The sequence below is a fragment of the Thermomonas paludicola genome, assembly GCF_024498955.1.
GTDB classification, from domain to species: domain Bacteria; phylum Pseudomonadota; class Gammaproteobacteria; order Xanthomonadales; family Xanthomonadaceae; genus Thermomonas; species Thermomonas paludicola.
The window spans coordinates 1,296,376-1,314,567 of the sequence record NZ_CP093311.1 but is presented as its reverse complement, the minus strand read 5'-3'; the positions used below and the strand labels follow the sequence as shown (position 1 = coordinate 1,314,567).

At 61.6% G+C, this 18,192-nt stretch carries 10 protein-coding genes and 1 pseudogene; 6 read left to right on the top strand and 5 right to left on the bottom strand.

The window, feature by feature from the left end:
• Both LIW09_RS06160 and LIW09_RS06155 read right to left on the bottom strand, forming a co-directional pair.
• Window positions 1–2,982 carry an AAA family ATPase gene (locus LIW09_RS06160; protein ID WP_256647066.1) on the bottom strand — a complete coding sequence of 994 codons (2,982 nt, stop codon included), beginning with the start codon at window positions 2,980–2,982 and terminating at the stop codon, window positions 1–3.
• Between the two features lie 181 nt (window positions 2,983–3,163).
• A pseudogene (locus LIW09_RS06155) lies at window positions 3,164–3,791 on the bottom strand (tyrosine-type recombinase/integrase).
• 605 nt (window positions 3,792–4,396) lie between these two features.
• On the opposite strand from LIW09_RS06155, the gene LIW09_RS06150 reads away from it, so the two are divergent.
• The 3 genes from LIW09_RS06150 to LIW09_RS06140 all read left to right on the top strand — a co-directional run bounded on the left by LIW09_RS06150 (window position 4,397) and on the right by LIW09_RS06140 (window position 8,230).
• Window positions 4,397–5,185, top strand: coding sequence for a single-stranded DNA-binding protein (locus tag LIW09_RS06150; RefSeq protein ID WP_256647065.1), 789 nt, complete (start codon window positions 4,397–4,399; stop codon window positions 5,183–5,185).
• 325 nt (window positions 5,186–5,510) lie between these two features.
• A complete protein-coding gene (locus LIW09_RS06145) occupies window positions 5,511–6,347 on the top strand; it encodes a hypothetical protein (protein WP_256647064.1) in 837 nt (278 codons plus the stop codon).
• Between the two features lie 77 nt (window positions 6,348–6,424).
• On the top strand, window positions 6,425–8,230 hold the full coding sequence (locus LIW09_RS06140; RefSeq protein WP_256647063.1) for a hypothetical protein: 1,806 nt from the start codon (window positions 6,425–6,427) through the stop codon (window positions 8,228–8,230).
• 260 nt (window positions 8,231–8,490) lie between these two features.
• Here LIW09_RS06140 and LIW09_RS06135 read toward each other — a convergent pair whose 3' ends face one another.
• Complete coding sequence (locus LIW09_RS06135) at window positions 8,491–9,435, bottom strand: hypothetical protein (RefSeq protein WP_256647062.1); 945 nt, start codon at window positions 9,433–9,435, stop codon at window positions 8,491–8,493.
• Window positions 9,436–9,592: 157 nt separating this feature from the next.
• Between LIW09_RS06135 and LIW09_RS06130 the strand changes: the two genes are divergently transcribed.
• Window positions 9,593–13,243 carry a hypothetical protein gene (locus LIW09_RS06130; RefSeq protein ID WP_256647061.1) on the top strand — a complete coding sequence of 1,217 codons (3,651 nt, stop codon included), beginning with the start codon at window positions 9,593–9,595 and terminating at the stop codon, window positions 13,241–13,243.
• Window positions 13,244–13,570: 327 nt separating this feature from the next.
• On the opposite strand, the gene LIW09_RS06125 is transcribed toward LIW09_RS06130, so the two are convergent.
• On the bottom strand, window positions 13,571–14,650 hold the full coding sequence (locus LIW09_RS06125; RefSeq protein WP_256647060.1) for a site-specific integrase: 1,080 nt from the start codon (window positions 14,648–14,650) through the stop codon (window positions 13,571–13,573).
• Between the two features lie 105 nt (window positions 14,651–14,755).
• Here LIW09_RS06125 and LIW09_RS06120 point away from each other — a divergent pair, with 105 nt between their 5' ends.
• Window positions 14,756–15,676 carry a DNA-binding protein gene (locus tag LIW09_RS06120; protein WP_256647059.1) on the top strand — a complete coding sequence of 307 codons (921 nt, stop codon included), beginning with the start codon at window positions 14,756–14,758 and terminating at the stop codon, window positions 15,674–15,676.
• A gap of 324 nt (window positions 15,677–16,000) precedes the next feature.
• A complete protein-coding gene (locus LIW09_RS06115; protein WP_256647058.1) occupies window positions 16,001–17,419 on the top strand; it encodes a cryptochrome/photolyase family protein in 1,419 nt (472 codons plus the stop codon).
• Here LIW09_RS06115 and LIW09_RS06110 read toward each other — a convergent pair.
• A complete protein-coding gene (locus LIW09_RS06110) occupies window positions 17,416–18,138 on the bottom strand; it encodes a Rossmann-fold NAD(P)-binding domain-containing protein (RefSeq protein WP_256647057.1) in 723 nt (240 codons plus the stop codon). The genes LIW09_RS06115 and LIW09_RS06110 overlap by 4 nt on opposite strands.
• Window positions 18,139–18,192 lie beyond the last annotated feature (54 nt).

Genomic DNA, 18,192 nt, shown 5'->3' with positions numbered 1-18,192 from the left:
TCAGAGGTTGGCCATGGTTGCGTCCAGCGCCTGTTGCAGGGACGGATCTTGCGGCGGACGACCAATCCAGGCGTGCTTGTTGATGCGCTCTCTGCCATCGCAGTAGATTGCCAATTCACCTCTTGCTGTGCCGCTGGCCAGCACGAGGCGCAGGTTCCAAGCCTCCTCGGTGACCCCGATGATCTGCAGGCCGTTCGAGACGGCTGCCTTGGAGAACACTGGGAAGAACTCATTGAAAACATCGCGCGTGAACCGCGATTCGTGGGCCTTGTGTGGCTTTCGATCGGGGAACTGACGGCCTTTCACCCCTGAAAGTCGATCGGCGATCTCCAGACCGAACTCGTCCCTTGGGACAGGCATGATGCTGGCGGCGATGCCCTTGCCGTTGTACGCAATGTTGATTCTGGTGAAGCGCGTTCCGTCGGAGATGTAGTAGGCCTCCTGCCACGCATGGTGATCGATCCTTTCGATTCTTACCCCCTCCATGCCTTCAAGTCTGTTGGACACTGCGTGGTAGATGCCATCCAGGATGGGATCGCCAGTACGTAAAGAGGAAGTGCTTTCGTCAGCTTCATCTGAACGAGCGAGCTCAGGCTCGGATGGCGGCGCGCGATGAGGAGCGGGGTCATCAGTCACCGGTGCGCCAAGGTCCGGTTTTGAGGGGAGAGTCGCAGGTCGCGGCGGGCCAGGGTTGCCGGCGCCACCCAAGCCCTGCCAAGGGCGGAAGTGAGGCGGGTTGAGGAGGTGGACTCGCTTGCTTGCGCGGGTAATGGCCGTGTACAGCCAGCGGAAGTATTCCTCGGTGCGGGGATTCGCGTGGTGAGTCTTGCACTGGACGAAGACGTCCGCCCACTCGCTTCCCTGGGACTTGTGGCAAGTGAGCGCATAGCCGAACTTCACACGCAACGCATTGAAGTACGAATCATCTCGAAGCGCATCACGCAGTTCCTTCCCGCGCTTGGGCAGGTGAGGATTGCGACGCTTGAAGTCGATGTACAGGGCTTTAGTCTCATCGGAGCTCAGGTTCGGATGACCGCTGTACAGCAGGCTCTCGACGATCTTGACGTTCGCACGCACGACTTCGCCGCTGGGTAGCCGGAAGCCGATCTGCACGTCCCTGAATTTGAGGGTCACCTCCGTCTCTTCCACTTTCCCTGTTGACTTGTTCTTGTTCCGGAGCGTGACCGACCTCGATTCCGGTGCGTCTCCAACGCGCGTAACGTAAACAAGATCGCCGTTGTTGAGGGCGTTTCCATCCACGAGGCAGTTCATTACCACAACAAGCTTGTCGCCTTGGGTGACATCTTTCTTATCAGGGAAAAGCCGGCGGCGTACCTGTTCATTGAACGACGCTACGTCAGCATTCGAACTGGCAATGATCATGGCTAAGTCAGCGACCTTGTTGCCGCTCGCCGTCAGATAGCCCGTAACCATGTCGTCTGCCTCGGAGCATGTCTGCACGTCCGGCGCATCTGTAGACAAGGAGAGTTTGTTGAAGACCTTCTTTGAGAGCGAATCCCGCAGCGCGTTGGCGGATGAAAGTATCCCGCTGTCAGCATCTTGCCGAACGACTTCTGACAGCTCGAATCGGCGGATAGTGGTCACGCCGAAAGTCTTGGCGAGATACCGCTGATCAAGCGCCGGAGAGCAGTTCATTCCGACCGGCGGAAGTTGGGCGGCGTCCCCGATAAAAATGACCTTTTTCGTGTGGTCATTGTGGTCGAGATTCACATACTTCATCAGGTCGCTGAGCAGCCTTCCCGAGCCGAAGCGGAAGAACTCGCCTTCCGAGTAAACATCTGAAACCATTGAGGATTCATCAACGACGTAGACGGCATTGTCTGCGTCATCGTTGACTTCGATTTCTGCATACAGCTTGTATGTTTCGGAACCATCCAGCTCATCGACCTTGTACTCCCGGATGTCATCCATGGAGTAGATCTTCTTATGGATCGTGGTCGCCGCACGCCCCGCCTTCTGCGTTATGACTCGCGCAGCCTTCCCGGTTGGAGCAGTCAGGACGCACTGTCGACCCGCGGCGGCGAGAAACTCGGAAAGGCCCTTGGTGATGAATGTCTTGCCGGTGCCGGCATGGCCGGACAGGATGAAGACGTGCTCGTTCTTGGCAGCCAGGAACGCCTCGAGGTCAAGGACTAGGCTCTCCTGGTTGGCGGTGAGCTGGTGTCCGTCGAACGCGTCTCGCAGCCGGAGGTCCGGCGCCCACTCCGCTTGGACGTGCTCGCCTGCCTCCTTGGATCTCTCCGAAATGGTCGCCGCAGCGTCGTCGTCCACGTTCGTCCGGCTCGCGATCTCAGCCAAGCGTCCTTCGTACTCTGCCACGAGCAATTTTAGTTTCGTTTCCTGCTCCTCAGCCAAGGCGAGCGAGGCCTCGGCATCCAATGTGCGCTCGTTGACGACGGCGTGCAGGCGGTCTTTCTGCTCTGTGAGACTTCTGACGAGTTCGCTGTTCTTTTCGGAGTCCTTACGTTCTTTCTCGAGTTCAGCCTCAAGGCGGAAGATTTCTGCTCGAAGATCCACTTCCTCTTGCTTCCAGTCGCGCGGCTGCACAAAAGGACCAGGTTTGAAGCCAGGATGAGGACGGCAGAACGTGCGGTAGTACCAGATGCAAGCCTCGCGCGCTGAGCGTAGTGCTCGTCCGGCTTCGGCCTTGTCTTGCCTGTATTCATGCACAGCATCGTTTCCGCTTTTGCGGAGGTGGTGTAGAAGTCGTATGACCTTCTCGTCGACGTCGATCCGCGACTTGACCGAGGCAATCAAGCCAAAAAAATTGTCGCCCGCCTCAGAGGCGATACCAAGCTGCGCTGCGGCATTCCTCGTCAGGTGTTCCGCCAGTTGGCGAAGCTTGACTAGCGTAGCGTTTGAGTCTGAGTAGAAAGAGGCTTCCGCAGCAGTGGCAATCTGATACAGGAGTGGCTCTTGGTCGAAGAGGAAGGAGAAGTTGCTCGACACGGTCGCTGACATGCCTTCTCGTTCCCCTGACCAATAAAGATTTGGCTTGATTCTAGCGAATGATAAGTTGCTGATGTCTGCCCGCAGAACTATTTCTCAGCGTAGTCCCTTGAGAACGGTTTCTGGCCCCCGGCTTTGAGTCGCTTCTGGCCGCTCCCCGACCCTCTGCGGTCGAGGAGCGAGCCTTATGGCTTCAGACATCCGTCTGCTCGGCGATCTCCAGGGCGTCATCGACCTCTATACCTAGGTAACGCACGGTGCTCTCTAGCTTCGTATGCCCAAGCAATAGCTGAACCGCCCTGAGGTTTCGCGTCCGGCGGTAGATCAACGAAGCTTTGGTCCTGCGCATCGTGTGCGTGCCGTAGGAACCCGACTCGAGGCCAGCATCTTCTACCCAGCGATGGACGATGCGGGCGTACTGCCTCCGACGTCGACAGGTGGGGCGAGTCCGAAATACGGCTTCTAAATAGAAAATCCGACTGCTTGAGCTCAGCGTGGGTGATCCAAGCCTGCACGGCCTCGCGAGTCGATTGGGTGATCTCGAACTGGACGGGTCGGCCGGTCTTCTGCTGCATCACGATGGCGCGGGATGCCATTTGACCGCTATGGGAAACATCCGATACCCGCAGCTTCACCAAGTCGCAGGCGCGTAGCTTGGAATCGATCGCCAGGTTGAAGAGGGCGAGGTCACGGACCTTGTGGCCGAGCTGAAGGCGAATGCGAATAGCCCAGATGTCTTTCAGCTTGAGCGGTGCCTTCTGCCCGATCAGCTTGCCCTTGTTCCAGGGCTCGTGGTGCTGAGATGTGTGAAGAATTGCCATGCCCAACTCCTGATGAAGGGTTGGTCAGGCTTCTCCTACACCCAGAAGCAAAGCGTGATGCGACCCAAAGCGGACTCACACAATCAAAGCGCCCAAGGAATGAGTTGGTGCGGAGACAACAGACAGAATGTCCGCTTCTGGCCGTTAGCGGACGTCTGGCACGGCAACGGATTAGATGGATTTATCGAGGGTAGGGAAGGGTGACGCTCGATCCAAACCGGACGTCGTAGTGTGCAGTAGGTTCGTTGACCCTAGCGAGACCGTGACAGACCCTCAATATTCCGCAGGTGCGGGACTGTCTCAAGGTATGAGACCGGGGCTACGGAAACTGGTCTGACCCGTCCTGGTCGCATAGTCACTGCTCAAGCTTTCCCATGTCCAAGCGCGCGCCTCGGAAACTGACCGTCCCCTTCGGCATGAAGGACGGTCGGCCTGTCTTCGTATCCGACGTCGCCTTGGGCTTGGAGTGCGGATGCAGGTGCCCGGAGTGTGGAGAAGCACTCGTGGCCCGAAACCGGGATTTCGCCGGTCGGCGGCGCGTTCGGCACTTCCAGCACGCGCGGACGTCGTCGTGCCCCGGCGGCTTCGAATCGGCAGTGCACCGGATGGCGAAAGACGTGCTGGCCACAGCAGACGCGGTTCTGCTGCCGCGTTGGGCGAGCGGAGATATCGTCATCGAACCGGAGTCGTTGGCGATCGTGAACGCCCGAGTCGAGGTGCCCCTGCTCGACGGGGCCGCCCGGCCCGACGTACTTGTGCATGGAATGGCCTCAGACATCGAGTTTGACTTGCTCTGCGTCGAGATCCGTGTTCATCACGAGGTCGACGAGCCCAAGCGTGATCTGCTGGCCACTAACGGCCTCGACACGATTGAGATCGATCTCTCGGGGTTAAGCGACGAAGCGGTGGCAGACCCCATCACGTTTCGACGCGAAGTGCTGGAGAACCTAGCGAACCGGCACTGGATCCATTTATCACGTGCATCCTATGTCGCACTGCGCGCAGACAAGGCGTTGATCGAAGTCGAGGACCTAACCGTTTCCGAGCGCGTGATCAACACGAAGGCGGGGCGGCCGTTCACCATTCGGGAGCAGTGGGGGTTTCTGGTGAAGCCTGGGTCCCGCGAACGAGTACGGATTCAGATCCCGGACGAGACGGTCGGTGAGGACGCCCAGCCCTATCCGCGCGGCATGCACACAATCTCGGGCCGCTCCATCACGGTCGACCAGTGGGGCCGCTTACGCTTGCGTTACAAGATGTATCTCGACCAGATCCAGATGAATCCACCGGAACCCGATGGCCCGCAACGCGGTCTGTTTGATGCGGCCGAGGGGAGCAGGGGGCCGGGCTTCAACGTTCGGGTGCGTGACTGGAAGGGGTATCCGGGCTATTGATCACTTACGGATTCGGGCTGACCGCTCCGCTAAATTTGACTAAAGGGATGGTCGCTTCCCAGCCAAAGAGGCGTTCGGCGTCGCTGCCAACTGACCGAACGCCCCTTCTTTCCCGACACCGGCGCCATCCAACGGTCGTGGTGGTCTTCGTCGCTGCGCTATATTTCGCCGCCGCTCGAAGCCGAGGCTACGGACCCGTAGCGAATCTGTTATTTGGATAGGAGGCGCAACAAACGCGTCCTTCTCCCTACCCCCTTGAACCGTGTTCCCGCGGCTCCCATGTCGGATCAAGCAGCCGGCGCTCCGGCTGGAGCGCAACTACACCATGACGTTGGATGCCGAAGACTTCGAACTGGAGCTGCCGCAGACCTGGCCCGCCGCGGTGCGCGTTCTCGTGGAAGAAAATCGCGAGGATCTGATCGCTTACCAGCGAGAGCGAGGGCGCATTGATCGGCTCGGATGCACGGAGGTCCGGGTGCGAATGGATCCACCGATCAACCCTCATCGCGCTGGCTACGACACTGTGCTTGCGCGCACCGAGGCGCTGCTGAGCGGCCATCGCCTGGTGGGCTACCACTGCACGCGCCTGACGCGCGCGGAAGTCTGCCGGGTTCGTCGTGATGGCTTGCGCACACTGTCGCCGGAGCTGATGCGCGAGCGACTCGAGTCGCTGGTCGACGACAGGGAGATCAGCGCGGCGCAGTGCCGCTTCTTCCTTGACCATCCCATACTGCATACGCACCTGTCCAATCGCCACGGCACACGCACTGGCTTAGTATGGCTGTGCCCCAATCGCTCAACGTTGCGCGAACCGACGGGCGTGTATCGACTTTTTCGTTCTTGGGGCGGCGAGGCCTTGTATGCCGGCTTCGAAGACGACCCCTCGGTTGTCGCGGTGCTGACGGCGCTCGGCCGGCCGGCAATCGTGAAGTGTGCCGTGCCCTTGCCCGTCGACGACTTGCACGGATGCCGCGCGGCACACCTGCTGTCGAATGCGGTGAGCGAGCAGATCGAGCACCCCGAGCCGTCACCGACCTTCGACTGGAGCGTGCGACGGGATCTGGCACCGTCGGAAGTGCTCGACATCATCACAATCGACGACCCGCGCTTCGAAGCGTTGACCGGTTACCGCGCCTGGACACCGGAGCATCGCATTGGCTGACGACCTGGCACCGTTCCGCACACGACCTCGCGGCCGGGCGACCTCGCTCAGAGAAGCTGACGGGCTCGGGTGCAGCAGTGCCCACGGCCGCCAAGGAAGCCAATCCGGCGCCAGTGGCGGCGGCCTGTCAGGAAGGTGTTGCTCCCGTGCGTGTGAGGGCTGCTGTGATGCGGCGATTTAACGAACAGTCCCTGCGAAGCTTGATGTGGCCGCCCGCCGACGATCCTGCTGAGTGGCTGCTTGGCGCCGAGACTGCGGTCGACTTCCTGCGGGACAACGTCGCACGCGATGAGCTGGTGCTCTACGCCAGCGGCGGCGCAGTACTGCTACACGGGGTGCTTGCACCCACGGCGCAAGTGACTCCGGCCGATGAGGGTGACTTGTTGCGCGCCTACGTGATGCCGGACGACGCCTGGCGCATCCAGATGGCCTGGGGTGGCGGGGAAGGGCATCGCATGTACCTCGAGCCGCCGCTGAGCAACTCGGGCTGCAACTCGCTGGTCGGTGGCGAGAAGCTAATCTACCGTCGGTCGTTCAAAGGTGTGGCCAAAGGCCCGCCGCCGGTGGAGCTGAGCCAGAAGCTGGTGCACAGCCTGGGCTTGTACTGGCTCGACGAACGTAGAGCGTACTGCCGACTCGATCAGCGCGGCGATATCGAGGACGTCATTCGCGTTACCTGCGTTAAGGGGCCCGCCAACGAACCGGACGCCGTCGTGGTCACTATCCTGATCAAGGAGCTGGCGATATACATGGCCCTGGCCGACATGACGCTGGTGTTCAAGTTCGACTTCACCCGCTACCAGCCAAAGAACTTCGGAGGCTGGGATCAACAGCGCCAATCGAGCAAGAAGGCCGCGCCGGACCTGTTCTACAACCAAGGGCGTTCTGTGAATGCCAGCTACGCCAACGGCATCATGATTCTGCGTCCCAACATCACCGTCGAGCAGCTCGTCCAGGATTGGAAGGATGAGGATGACGACTCGAAAAAACAGTACGCCACCTTCAAGATCATCGACTGGAAGAATCAACGCCAATTCGAAACCTCGTGCGCACCGGGGCATTTGTCGAACTACTTCGAGAAGTCCGAAAACCCGTATGAGCTCTCGCCGGCGTTCTTCCGGCCGGAGGTGCTCACCCGGTTCAAGAACGACCCGGAAAAATACGACCTGAACGATCGGACAATTGGCTGTCGCAACGCCTGGCACCTCAAGTCGTACGACATCAATGAAGCCGGGCAGGTCCACGCCTACATCGGCGACCTTGCCAATTTGCCGTACGAAGAGCAGGTGTACTGGCAGTCGTTCAACGAGTGGCCCAAAGGTTCCATCTCCAAGCGCGCGTTCGAGAGCGACTTTGAGGGGAAATGGAGCAGCGAGTACGACCCGCTGCACATGCTCAAGTACAAAGTCCGCCAGCTCGACGAGACCCCGCCGACGTGGTGGAAGACGCGCGGCGACGAACTGATGGACGCCGCCCGGCATCCCGCCACTGACTCGATCTCGGAGTGGGGTGATGAGATCTTGGCGCTGGATCAGCTGCTGGTTGAAGGCTTCCTGCAAAAGCCGCTGCAAAAGCTCGCTGCCGATGCCGGCCGCACGGTCGACAAGCAATGGCAGTCTTTGCGCTTGCTGCAGGACTACCTTGAGGCTCAAGGCCATACGGCGGAGGAGGCGAGGGCGGTGATCGACCCGCTGTACCGGCTGCACAAGCTGCGCAGCCTGCTCAAGGGTCACGGGGCGCCGTCGGAACGCACGGCGGAAGCCAAGAATGCGCGAGCCGAGCACGGCACCTTGCGCGCCCACTTCAAAGCTTTGGCGGGGGCGTGCGACGCTTCGTTCATCACGGTGCTCAAGGCCTTGGGCGTTGCAATCAAGATCGATTGATGCCCAAGAGTAGAGTGGTCTTCCATAAGCCACTCGAGGGGCCGCCGCCAGGGTCAATACACGGGACGGGCGTGGCGACAACACGGATGCGACGACCGCTGCAGGCGCTCCATGCCAGGAAGCGATCTGGGGCATCGTTAACGAGCAATGACGGTGGCTCCAGGCGCAGTCAAAATCCTTCGAAGTCGGCTATCGGCCCACGCGCTCGCTCATTCCCGGCCTGTGATCAGATCGGCAGATGCCAGGCCAGCGCCAACCCGCTATGGCGAGGGTGGGGGAGGCGCCGACGTCGGTGTTGCGTCGATGCAATCACACAGTTCGTCGATGAGCACGGCGAGGGCGGCCATGGTCTTCTGAGCTTTGACATATTCGGCCAGATTTGCGGCAAGCGTTGCTTCCAGCGGCAGCGGCTGTATCGAGCTCATGCCGTACTGCACCATCTTGCGCGTCGCGTGCGGAACGTCGACGAACGTGCCATCTGATTGCTCAACGAGGTCGGTCCACGGCACAATCTTTCGAATGGCGCGGGATATCTCGCCGATCATCAGTCGCGGTGCGAACGAGTGCGCGGACAGGTCGCGGAAGTTGCGCGTGAGCTGGCGGTACGTCGGCCCATCCATGTCCGCCAACGCGGTGCCAAAGACGGGATACGCCATCCAGGGCTGCCCCAGTCGATTGAGCTGGGCCCGACGGTCCTTTCGCCGAAACAACCCACCCCTATCCTGGTCAAGTCGATCCTTGTAGCCTGGGCTCACCGCGATGTTGGCCTGGTGCAGCAGGGCTTCCGCCACGACAGCGATGCGGTCGGCAAGGCAGCTTGGCTGCAGCATGCAAAAGAACGCGAGAGGTTCGATCTGGTCGCTGAGGATCGTCCAGCGGTCGTCCAGATCCCCATATGAAGCTACTACCCGATTCCAAGCCTTCCACGAGTGCAGGGCGCCACCCCAAGCGTTCATCGAATTGATTGTCTCGCACAGCTCGCCTTCTGCGCTCCACACCCATGGCATCGTTCCTTTCGTGGCACCCGCGCGCTTGGATGCCGCGTAGTCGGTCATGCCCGGGTATTCGGAGCGAATCGCCAGCAGCTCATCGAGATAGCGCCTGTGCGCCTCGATCGATAGTTGCCGCCTGCGCTCCCATCCGCCGTCGTCGGATGTGGGTTCTGTTGAGTCGGCCATGGCGTTCTTCCGGAAGACGTTCGGCATACTACCCTCGCACCAGCAGCATTCTCCGCGGGCGCGCGTGCTCGTCCCGAATGAGCGATCCCAAGCGACGAAGCCCATGTCAAAGCGTAAGCCCAAGAGACCACATCGACGCACCTTTCAGGCGCCGAAGCGTTCAGTCAGCGAAAGCATCAAGGCATTGAGTCGCAGCATCGAGGCCGTTCGCGCTCACCTGACTTCGGTGTGCTCTATCGACGCGTACCTTGCGCTGCTCATTTCTGAACTGTGGTTGCCCAACTTGTCGGCGCAGACCCGACAAGCCTTGGCGCTGTCGGTTTTCGTCTCCCTCAAGGCGCCCGCCTTTGGCGAGGGCAGCCTCGCCACGTACGCGCAGTTCAGCCAGTTCGTCAGCCGCTTGCACGAGCTGTTGCCTACGTTTCCCATGACGGACGACTACGTGCCGGAGTTGGACTGGGGCCAGGTGCGTGTCGTCTTCGAGGGCAAGACCTATCGCCTGATGTACGGCGGCGCGTTCGAGCGCCTGCCCGATTTCATCGAAGCTTTTCGTCAGGCAAGAACCGGCGGTGGAGCGGGGCGCGCAGACATGCGCGCCGCGCTGAGCGTGCACGAGCATTTGTTGAGTAACATTGCACAGCCCGGGGAGGTCTGCGGCCTGGACTCGGGTCACCTTGAGGTGCCGCCGGAAGACTTCTGGGCTCAGGCGCGGCAAGTGCTGCAGGCGATGCCGCAGGTGACGTCCACCCTGGCCGTGAGTCCGGCGCTCATTGCTCGCCCCGGCGCGATCCCTGCGCTGGACGCGACGACGTTCACGACCAAATTCATGACGGGCAAGCTGCTGCCTTTCGCCTGGCTGGAGTTGGACGGCCAGCGCTTCCCGCTCAGCCCACGATGCCTGTGCGCCGCGGTGATCCAGCACTGGGAAGAACGCGACCCCCGACCCAGTGCGCAACTGGAACGCGACACCGCGACGCGGACCGCCCAGTTCCTCGAGGCGCGCTTCCGACCGGCGGACATTATTCCGGGTCCGCTGCGCGTGTCGCTTCGCCACCCGAAGCTGGCAGATCTGCAGGTCGCAGCATTGCTCAGCACGCGGACGACGCTGTGGGTGGTGGTCTTGGTCGATGTCCGGCGTACGAAAGATCTGCCGGCCGCTGGGCAGCAGCTTCGCGCCTTGATCGAGGAATACGATGGATTGGTGGCCCAGGAACTGGCCACCGGCCAGATCGTGCACATACCGCTTCAGGGACGCTCGCCCGATGTCGTGCGCGTTCTCGCGGTCGTCATCGCGCCGATCGCCGGAGGCTTCTCCGTGGCGATCCCGCATGAGTCCACGCTCCGGACCCTATTTCTGATGGATCTGGTATCGCTCGTGGAGTCGGTGGAGCGATCGCAGGACGTTGACGACTATTTCGCCTTCGTCGATGCCAACGAGGAGTCGGCCTCACCCTTCACCGGTCCGATGGATCACTTCGCCGCGTATCGACAGTCACACGGCGTGCTCATTGGCGGCGCGATTCGACCGACCATGATCATGCTCGACCCACACGGCGGATCTAATTTTCGGTTTGAAGCACTTCGAGATTTCTGGTCTTCGGCGCCGCGCCGGTTTCCCGACGACGACCCCACCGCGTGGTCGGTGAAACCCACCGACAAGACCTTGCGTCAGCTGACCCATCGCGGCCATCCGCGGCTGTCGTGGTGCGCCGATGGAGTCGTGCCCACCTTGCATTTCATGCTTGATGTCGACGCGCAAGACCTTGAGGCTCGGCATGGAGGCTTGTTGGAGTTGTTCATCCATTGCGTGGCGGACGCGTGGAATGAGCGGGCGGCGTTGTTTCCTGCGAACCTTTTCGCGCATCAGCGCATCGTGACCCATTGCCACGCCAACCTGGACCGCTTGCCAGACGAGAGGGGCGGCGAGTCGTCGACCGGGCCGCTCCTCACCGCGTGGAGGATCCGCGAACGTAACGCCGACTCTCTGGTACTGGAAGTCGAGGTTGATCTGTCTCAGGTCGCCGCGGACCTGGAGGATGCTTCGGATGCCCGGTTCGAGGCTTTCTGTGCCGGCGAGTGGCTTCGGGGCGCATGCGCGGCGATGGGCGTTGCGCTGGACGAGCAGGTTCTTCGGACATTGGCGGCGACGGCCGACCGAACGCCGCGTTTCACCCTCTCGCATCGGGAGCGCACAGTAGACGTGCCTGATCACCCCGATCCGACGTTGCCGGAACTCGAGCACTTCAAGCTGGCCCGGCGCGATCTGGCGATGGAGTTTCGCGCCGAAGACATCGCACCGGGTCGGTACGAGCTCAAGCCGGCCAAGGTGGTGATCGACAAGATTCGAGATCGCTACCGCGCGCTGGTGCACGAACACGTCCGGCAGTTTGATCGGCAGGCATTCGTTCGCCTGGCGGTCGAGCAGTTCGATCATCTGGTCGCCGAGTACGACCGCGAGAATACGCGGCTTCGCATGAGCCTGACGCACGACGTCGACTTCGACCGCATTGAGCAACAGGCTAAGGTGCATGAAGAATTCATCCAGATGACGCGAAATGTTCGCTACCTGCTGGAGTTGGCATACAGCCGAGGCGAAGCAGGGGGCAGGGTGCCCACGGTGGAGGAGTGGCAACTACTGGTTGCGCAGGCAGATTGGCTGCTGGTGCTGTATGGCGCCAGCGACACTTTGCATAACGAACTGGAAGTCGGTGGCGTCAACGTGGACAGCGACTTCATCCCCGAAGTTTTCTACGACGGCGACGATGACAAGGCTTACCAGCAAGAAGCCGCCAACAAGCTACTAGAGCGCGGCGCTGACGAAGACAGTGTCGCGTCAATGGACGAGGCGCAGCACAAGCAACTCGATGCCGCCTTCCTGAACAGCGTTGGCTTCTCAATGTCCACCCTGTTGCCCGTGTTGGCGGTATTGAGTCGGTGGGTGAGCGCCAAGCAAGGGGCGGTGCCGCTGGCGTGGTCGTACGAGGGGTCGAAGGCGGACGTGTTGGCGACCATCGTCGCGCACGTTCCGAAATCGGTGCCTCCGACCGAGATCGAGGCGGCGTTGGACTTTCTGACGCTGGACCCTAGCCGTGTGTGTCTGCTCGCCGGTGTCGAAATGGAAACAAGCGATGTGCCGATCTGGGAGCACCGCAAGCGCGTGCACCGCTACGGTATCCGCCCTGTACTGCGCGTCGGGCAGGACAGGCTGTTGTGGGGAGCCGCGGCGGCGCATCGCGCCTTCGGCATCTGGAGTGGCACGTTTTCGGACGGCTACCCGCCGGCCGACCTTGGGTATCCGGAGATCGAGGCCGTCGCCGAGGCGATCAAGAAGCACATCGAACAGGACCTGGAACGGCGCGCCGTCGAAGTGCTCGGCCGCCACCTGACGTACGTCGAACATGGCGTTGATTTCCATCGGCGATTCAAGAAAGAAGGCTTCGAGGACGTCGGCGATTTCGACGTGCTGGCGTACCAGCCGGAAGGCAACCGGTGGTTCATGGTCGAGTGCAAGTACAACAAGCCGGCGTTTTGCATCAAGGACATGCGGCGCCTTCGCGAAGACGTCTTCGGCAAGACGCCGACGACCGGCCAGTTGGCGAAGATCGCACGTCGACACGCGTTCCTGGAAACCCACGCGGCTCGATTGCTGGAGTTATTGAAGTGGCCCGCGGGTGCCGCCGTCGAGCAGCGGATCGAGGACCTGTACGTATGCCCGCGCATCTTTCCGTTCATGCGCCGCATGCCGCGTCTAGTGCCGACGCAGTTCGTCCGATTGGGGAAGCTCGATGAGCTGGCGCGCAGTCGCCTTGGCGGCGGAGCGGTTCCAGATAAGTAGGGTCGATGGTGATCCCGCCTGAGCGTGGAATCAGCAGTCTAGCTAAGGGCGCGAGGGCACCGGGGAGGTGCATGCGACACTGCTTTCAGCACGGTGGGCACGAGAGCAGGGGCTGGTGCTACGACGTCTGGCATGATTGCTGCCCGCGCGCGACTCCGGGCCTACGTGCATGGCTTGTTAGCCTAGTCTGCCAGTGAAGGTGCATGATCTGGCCGCCTGGGCGAATCACTTCTTAGGAAGCCAGAATTGACGGGCAAGTTCTAGGCAGGAGTTGCGAGCAAATAAGTTGAAATGGCCGCTATTGGCCCATTCGTCGACGAGTTCATATCACTTCAGCAGGCGAGCTGCAGGGTTATCTTCCGCTGCTCCGGCTTGGAAGTAGCCAATCACGCTCGCCACAGAACGGTGTTCGGTCATGGCCATCACCGCAGGGAGCGGAACGCCTTGCTTGCCTGCTTCCGTGACAAATCCCGACCGCAGGCTATGCGCCCCAAAATCTCCCTCTAGACCAGCGAGCTTGGCACGACGTTTCACAATCGACGCCACGGAGCCCGGGAGTAGGGCAGGGCCAACACGTCCTTTCCAGATCCGGCGGAAGATCGCCCCTTCGCGTATCTCCGCCGCATCGAGCCAGACCGTCAGCGCTTCGGCACTACGTCCCAGGATCGGCTTGTCCGGCGTCGAATCCGCCTTCACCCCCGATTGCTGGGTCTTCGAATACTCCAGTCGGTAGATGTAGCCGTCGTCACCGACCTTGCGTAGGTCCCGCATGTCGGCGGCAGCGATCTCGCTACGACGACGTCCACCGCTGGCAAACCCAAAGCAGAGCAGGGCGCGATCGCGCAGGCCCTCCAGGCTGGCATCGCAAGTCGCGAGCATGGCCTCGAGCTCAGGCCGAGTAATTGCGGTCTTCTTAGTCGGGCGCTCACCGCGTTTGACCGCAGCACGTCGGGCGCGACTGAGCAGCGTTCTCACGCTAGGCAACTCACAGGGGTTGGCCAGACGCTTGAGCTTATGTGCGGTGGACAGTACGGCCACGCGCTGCACCACGGTCGAGAGCTTGAGCGGCCCAACCCGGGCCTTGAGGCCGGCGGCCACCAGCGCCTGATCCAACGCGGGCGGTAATTCGCTGACGAGACCAGTCTTGTTTTTGCGCTGGATATGGTCGACCAGGAACTGGATCACCACGGCTTCGCTGACCGGCAAACTCAGGTCGATACCGTAGCGACTCTGGTGCCAGCCGGCCCAGTAGCGCAGGGCGGTGGCATAGCTGCGCGTGGTGTTGGCCGCAGCCGCTTCCGCGAGCAATTCCCGCACTGCATCTGCGGCTTGCTGTGCTAACTGCTCGGGCAGCACCAAGTGGGTGGCCGTCGCGGGGCTGGTCAGCGATGTGCTATTTCGTTTCATACTATGTAATGTACGTTATGAAATAGGGTGTCTACTAGCGATAATCATCACTTATCGTGAGTACGGAAACAGCAGAGTAGGGCGGCCACATAGGAGGCACAAGCCATGGCCAAGGGCATCACCGAAACCGACGTCCATACGGCCGCAGACGAGATCGTCGCCGCCGGAGAACGCCCGACCGTCGAGCGCATCCGCGCGCACTTGGGGACCGGTTCGCCCAACACCGTCACACGGTGGCTGGATACTTGGTGGAAGCAGTTGGGTGAGCGGTTGCAGAAGCAACAATCGCATCGTGCGTTGCCGAAAGCCCCAGATGCGGTGGCTTCTCTGGCAGGAGAGTGGTGGTCCCTTGCGATGGAACATGCCCGCGCCAATGCAGAGATCGCGATTTCTCAAAGAAGTGAGGCGCTGCAGGCCGAACAAGCCGCGTTGAACACCGCTAAAGAGGAGTTCCGTGACGAAGCAGCCCTCCTGCGCCAACAGGCCGCGGATGCTACCCAACTGCGGGAACTCGCCCAGGCTCGTGCAGTGGAGCTGGAGCGCCTTGTTCATCAACTGCAGGGGCAGAATAAGGAACTTGCTCGTCAGTGCGAGGCTGCTCATGCTCGCGTGACGGAAGCCGAAAGCCAGCGTCAGGTTGCAGAGGCACGCCTGCAGACACAGCAGGATCAAGCAGCTTCAGAGCGAGACGACCTCATCCGACATGTCCGCGCTGTCGAAGATCGGGCTCATGCTGAGGTGGATCGTGGTCGGCAGGAGGTACTGGAACTGAAACAACGATTGGCGTCAGTCACCCGAGAGCATGACGCGGCGCGTAAATCTCAGCTCGAGGACATCGAGGCCGCCCGGACTGAAGCAGCGGACGCTTGTCGTGATGCCGCGGCTCAGCGTGCACGAGCGGAAGTTCTTGATGCTCAGTTGGCACGCCTTCAGCGCCTGCCGTCCGCCGTGGAAAAAGCACTCAAGCAGGCGACGTCAAGCACAAAGTTGAAGCGTACGCCCAAAAGATCACAACGTTCCGCATGATCCGTACACCTATCGTTGCGTACTTTACTTTGAGCATCAGTCCACCTGCGTCGGCGCTGATGCATGATTTTCTGACGTGCGCAGGGTTGCAGCATGCTTTTCTGAACTGGCGTGGCATCAACAGTGCGGATGCATAGCAAGGAAGGCCTCTGCAGACATCTTTGGAGGCAATCACCAGATCAGTGACATTGCGCCGCGCAAGCTCTTGACTTCGCATAATGCATATTATGTCATTAGTAATACGGGACTCCTGCTGATCGGTGCATCGGATTTCCGTTGGCTTGCGTATAAGCATTCGTTGCCTCCCTGCAGGAATGGGTCTTGATGAGTACGGCTCTGGTGCTGTTCCGGCGCGATTTGCGTGTGGCGGATCATCCCGCCCTGTTCGCGGCATGCGCAGAGCATGATCGGGTGTTGCCGGTGTATATCCATGCGCCGCAGGACGATGCACCGTGGGCGCCGGGTGCAGCCAGTCGCTGGTGGCTGCATCACGGGCTCGAGAGTTTGCAGAGCGCGCTGGCAACCCAAGGCGCCAGCCTGCATGTCGCCAGTGGGAATGCGCTGGAATCCTTGCGGTCACTCATTCAAGCCTCAGGCGCCAGCGCGGTGTACTGGTGCCGCCATTACGAGCCCGCCAGCATTGCACGTGACACCCGGCTGAAGGCCGCGCTGCGCGAAGACGGGATTGCGGTGCACAGTCATGCCGGCAATGTGTGGAGTGAGCCGTGGGCACTGGCGACCGGTGAGGGCAAGCCCTATCGGGTGTTCACGCCGTTCTGGCGCAAGCTGCGCACGCAGTTGCCGGTGGCGGCGCCGTTGCCCGTGGCACGCGCAAGGCACTGGCTGGCCCTGCCCGGCAGTTTGCCGCTGCAGGCACTGCACTTGCTGCCCACGCGCCCCTGGGCCGGTGGATTGGCCGCTGCATGGCAACCCGGCGAGGCCGGTGCGCAGGAATTGCTTGAGATCTTTGCCGACGATGCGCTGGCGGGTTATGCCAACGGGCGCGACCTGCCGGCGCGGCACGGCACGTCACGCCTGTCGCCGCATCTGCATTTCGGCGAGATCACGCCCGCGCAAATCCATCATGCGCTGATCCAGCGAACCGAACGCATGAGCGTGCAGCGGCGCCCCGACCTTGAGCCGTTCCTGCGTGAACTGGGTTGGCGCGACTTCGCGCATCACCTGCTCTACCACTTCCCCGACACGCCGCATGCGAATTTCAATCCGCGCTTTGACGCGTTCCACTGGGCCCGCCAAGACGCCACTGCAGTCGCGCGTTGGCAGCGCGGGCGCACCGGCATTCCGCTGGTGGACGCCGGCATGCGCGAGCTTTGGCATACCGGCTGGATGCACAACCGCGTGCGCATGGTGGCCGCCAGCTTTCTGACCAAGAACCTTCGCCAGCATTGGCACCATGGCGCGCGCTGGTTCTGGGACACGCTGGTCGATGCCGATCTGGCCAGCAACACCCTGGGCTGGCAATGGGTTGCAGGATGTGGCGCCGATGCCGCGCCCTATTTCCGCGTGTTCAACCCGTATGTGCAGGCCGCCAAGTTCGATCCCGAGGCCACCTATCTCAAGCGATGGTTGCCGGAACTGACCGGCCTGCCGGCAAAGACCATCCATGAGGGATGGCGGCATGCGTCCACGTTGTCCGCCTGCGGCTACCCTGCCCCCATGGTGGACATGGCCCGATCACGCGAAGCGGCTCTGGCTGCATGGTCGCAGCTGGCCGCGCGCTAGGCAGCGCTGCGGGATGTCCGGGTGCGCACGATGTGCAGGTTCTCGACGATGCGGGGTGGGTCGTCGTTCTTCAACGCCAGGCACAGCATGCAATCGCCAATTGCCTGGGTGGTGGTGAACACCGATGGCAGAAATCTCGATCCGAACGCCAGCAACGGGGCACCCGCGACATAGACGATGCGCCGCCACGCGTGTGGCGAGCGTTCCGCGAGGACGGGCCGGATCACGCCGGGACGCAGGCAGGCATGAGCAATGCCTGCGGATGCCAGCATCTGCTCCGCCTGCCCCTTGACACGCAGCGGCATCAATCGGCTCCGTGGGTTGGCGCCGAGTCCGGAGACATAGGCGACGAAGCCGGCGGGATTCACCGCGGCATACGCCTCTACCACGTGCTGCAGCGCGCCCACGGTCGCGTCTCTGTAATCCGCTTCGGACATCCCCACCGGCAGCGGGCCAGCGCAGTAAAAGCAGGCATCCAGACCCGCCAGGTCCAGCGCCGACAATGATGCGCCGGTGAATTCCGCCACCTGCAGCACGCGAACCTTGTCATGCGCCGCGGGGAATGGACGCCGAACCAATACGGTCACGGCGCTCACTTCCGGCGCCCGCAGCAGCACATCCAGCACGCCCTGCCCTACCAGGCCTGTCGCGCCCACCAGAAGAACATGTTGCTTCGTCATCGTCGTTCCCACCATCGTTTCGTGCATCGTCTTGGGCATTCCGAAAGGGTTACGCACTGAGGCGTGCCGCGGATGCGCGCCACCGGCTGCATC